Origin of the sequence: Streptomyces sp. MP131-18 (assembly GCF_001984575.1) — a bacterium.
GTDB lineage: Bacteria > Actinomycetota > Actinomycetes > Streptomycetales > Streptomycetaceae > Streptomyces > Streptomyces johnsoniae.
This window is the reverse complement of sequence record NZ_LZNS01000001.1, coordinates 4,372,790-4,375,381: the sequence shown is the minus strand read 5'-3', so window position 1 is coordinate 4,375,381 and position 2,592 is coordinate 4,372,790. Positions and strand designations below refer to the sequence as shown.

Here is a 2,592-nt window from a genome sequence, read left to right as displayed (position 1 = left end):
AAATGTTCACGCACCCAGCCACGAGAGGCGAGATTGACAGCAAATCGGGTACCCGATAAGATTGCGTGGCGTGACAGCCGAGACGAAGCCACAGACCAGCGTCCTTCCCGAGATCTTCAGCGCCCTGGAACCGCTATTCGCTGATCCCCACACCATCGACCGAGCCAAGCGTCTGGGCGAGGTGCTCAACGCCATCCCCGAGTTGCAGAAGGCCCTCCGCGACGCCCGCTCGGAGGACGTCAACCACCTCAAGGACTCAGGGCAGATGACCTACGACGAACAGGCCGCAGCTCTCAACCTGACGTACGCGAGCGTGGCCCGCATCGCCAACGGCGGCCGCAGCGGCAAGGAGTACGCCAAGGCCAAGAAGCAGAGCGGCGGGTAGCGCGATCAGCGTTTGTCCGTCCGCCATCGAGCAGCGACCGGCCACCGAGGACCTACCGTGCTGGACAGAAGCACCGGCAGCCAACAGCCCTCGCCCGTGCGGCGAAGCGGCTCGCTCTGAACACACCTCCATGCCAAGAAGTCGTCCTTCGTGGCTGAAGTTGCAGACGGCCGCGGCAAGGGCCAGCCTCCCGGGCCAGGGCATCGTGTCTCACGATCTTGTCCCAGCTCGTGGCCAACGGCGTGCTTGCCGAGCGGTCTCCGCAACGGCGGCTCCGGCCGTCGTGATGGCTCCGCATGGCCCGGAGTCCGCCAGGGCATTTCCTATCCTTCGGCCGGACCGCCCCGACCCGGTGGTGCTGGTCCTTGCGCGGTGGCAGAGTGACGTGCGACGACACCGACGGAGGGTGAGGGTGAGGGTGTCCTGGATCAGAAGGCTCCGGCCCGCGGGAAGCCGGGGCGCGGAGGCACGCGCCGCGGCGTGGAAGGCCCAGGTGACGATCGCTCTCCGTGCGCCGGTCAGTGCGAACGGCGTGGACGGTGACGACGAGGACCGCGTCATCGGCGCCTCCGTCGAGCACAGCATCCATGTAGACCGGGCCTTGAGCGATCTACTCACCGCCCTCGAACCGAATCACCCGCTGGCCTTCCCGGTGTTCGAGGCTCGCAGTGCCGTCTTGGAGCTGTCCTTGCTCCGGGAACACTGGGTCACGTATTGCGGTGAGCGGGCGCGGCCTGACGCTGACGAGACTGGCCTTGGCCTCGATCGGGAGTTCCCCGCCCCTGCCCGCGTACGTGCCTGGCCGTTGTACAACACGGCCCGGCGCCGGACCGAGCGGCTGAACGCGCATCTGGTGCGTCTCCAAGCCGAGTTGGCCGACTTCACGGGTCACGACATCACCGGGCGGCAGCGGCCAGCAGCGTAGACCGCGCGCCTACGCACGTGCCACGTGTTCCGCCAAGAACAACGCAGCCACACTCCCGGCTTCGGTGATCCGGCCGGCTCGAACCGCCTCGACGGCGGCCGTCAACTTCCACCGCTGCACCGTCATTCCGATCTCGGTCTCGTCGCGATGCGTCCGCCCTAGCCGCAGAGCCGTGGCCAGGAAGAGATGGGTCCTTGCGCCCGTGGTCGCCGGGAGGGGGTCGATAACGCCGAGCGGACGCATCTCGCCCGCGACAAGGCCGGTCTCCTCCCCCAGTTCTCGGATGGCGGCCGCCTGTGGGTCCTGTCCCCCTCGGCCGCCGCCGGGGAGGTGGAGGACGCGGCGCTGTTGGAGATAGAAGTCGTCCTCGACCAGGACGACCTGGCCGTCGTCATCGAGAGCGACGACGCGCACGCCGTCCTCGACGACGACGTGCTCGTACGTGCCAGCAGCGCCGTCCGGGCGGAGCACCGAGTCTCGGTACAGGGCCACGAATGGCCCCTGGTGCAGCAGTTCTCTCGCCGTCTGAACCCACCCCACGTCGTCCCTCTCCGAATGGTCGTCTCGCCACTCTGCCCTTTGGGCCGGTCAAGGGTCCCCCGCCGGGTGTGCCGGTGCAGGGGAAGGTCTACCAAGCTCGCCCTGCGCCGCCGTGAAGGACAGCACCAAGATCGCAGCCGATACGTCTCTGATCTGGGCGCTGAAGTCTTTCATGCGATGCTTCAGGTCTCGATTGCCCGCACGAAAGATTGCAGCGTGCAGGTCAGGCTGCGGTCAGCGCGTCACTCTCCATCGAGCCCAAGCTGACGCGCGGCGCCTTCAGGATCGGCTCGGACAGCATCGGCTGCGATCCGCATCCCTGCTGCGTCCATGGCGTAGTACAGGCCGTGCTCCCGGGTGACGAACGTGGGGTTGGTCAGATTGTCACGGGGGGCGAGCCGGTACCCAGGAGGTAGCGGATCGCTGTCGGCGGGCCGCTCGACCAGCCACAGTCGCCAGACGGCGCCGTGCGGATCCCCGGCCTCGAAGGTGCCGCTGCCGTAGCCGCCGACCGCATCCCATTGCGGCAGGGGTCCGTGTGTGTAGCTCAAGGGGCGTTCCTCTCTTGCTCGCCCGCACGTCGGCGACCAGGGGCGGACTGAACTCTTCGGTGCCGCAAGAAGAACCTACTGAAGTCTTGCCCGCGGAAGACGACCTACCGCCCGGCTCCCTGGGACAGCCGCGCCGTATCCGTGTGCAGCTACCCGTGACGCGCCAGCCAGCCGACCAGAGGAAGGGGAGT

The 2,592-nt window shown here is 67.7% G+C and carries 4 protein-coding genes; 2 read left to right on the top strand and 2 right to left on the bottom strand.

The genetic code is table 11. The features are described from left to right. The first annotated feature begins 70 nt into the window (after positions 1-70). Together STBA_RS19745 and STBA_RS19740 are read left to right on the top strand one after the other, a co-directional pair. Positions 71-385 (top strand): hypothetical protein, encoded by a 315-nt coding sequence (locus STBA_RS19745; RefSeq protein ID WP_077060521.1) that lies wholly within the window; start codon positions 71-73, stop codon positions 383-385. Positions 386-878: 493 nt separating this feature from the next. Continuing rightward, a complete protein-coding gene (locus STBA_RS19740; RefSeq protein ID WP_143659535.1) occupies positions 879-1,310 on the top strand; it encodes a hypothetical protein in 432 nt (143 codons plus the stop codon). A 9-nt stretch (positions 1,311-1,319) separates the two neighbouring features. On the opposite strand, the gene STBA_RS19735 is transcribed toward STBA_RS19740, so the two are convergent. Together STBA_RS19735 and STBA_RS19730 are read right to left on the bottom strand one after the other, a co-directional pair. Further along, positions 1,320-1,802, bottom strand: coding sequence for an NUDIX hydrolase (locus STBA_RS19735; RefSeq protein WP_171987741.1), 483 nt, complete (start codon positions 1,800-1,802; stop codon positions 1,320-1,322). A 290-nt stretch (positions 1,803-2,092) separates the two neighbouring features. Continuing rightward, the gene (locus STBA_RS19730; protein WP_077060518.1) at positions 2,093-2,401 is read right to left on the bottom strand and encodes a hypothetical protein; all 309 of its coding nucleotides are present in this window, start codon (positions 2,399-2,401) and stop codon (positions 2,093-2,095) included. Between the last annotated feature and the right edge of the window lie 191 nt (positions 2,402-2,592).